This is a genomic window from Yersinia sp. IP36721, assembly GCF_003634395.1.
In the GTDB taxonomy this organism is placed as follows: Bacteria; Pseudomonadota; Gammaproteobacteria; order Enterobacterales; family Enterobacteriaceae; genus Yersinia; species Yersinia entomophaga.
Genome location: NZ_QCZL01000108.1, coordinates 1 through 272, shown reverse-complemented (window position 1 = coordinate 272; position 272 = coordinate 1). Strand labels below are relative to the sequence as shown.

The following is a 272-nucleotide window of genomic DNA, read 5'->3' as shown; positions in this document are numbered from 1 at the left end:
TCGGCTCGAACCTTTACGGTTCTCATCCCTACGATTTGAAACAGTACATCACTTCATCATGGTGGGTCGTGCGGGATGATTCGTCCTGCAGACTCACCCTTACGGGTCAACGCCTTCGCGTTGCTGTCTCACTTCGTTCGGCTCGAACCTTCACGGTTCTCATCCCTACGATTTGAAACAGTACATCACTTCATCATGGTGGGTCGTGCGGGATTCGAACCTGCGACCAATTGATTAAAAGTCAACTGCTCTACCAACTGAGCTAACGACCC

General features: G+C 50.7%; 1 tRNA gene and 1 other RNA gene. Both read right to left on the bottom strand.

Features of this window, described 5'->3' with window-relative positions:
* Nucleotides 1–59: 59 nt before the first annotated feature.
* Nucleotides 60–183: non-coding RNA, RtT sRNA (locus DBA33_RS20540), on the bottom strand.
* A 13-nt stretch (nt 184–196) separates the two neighbouring features.
* Nucleotides 197–272: transfer RNA gene (locus tag DBA33_RS20535), tRNA-Lys, on the bottom strand.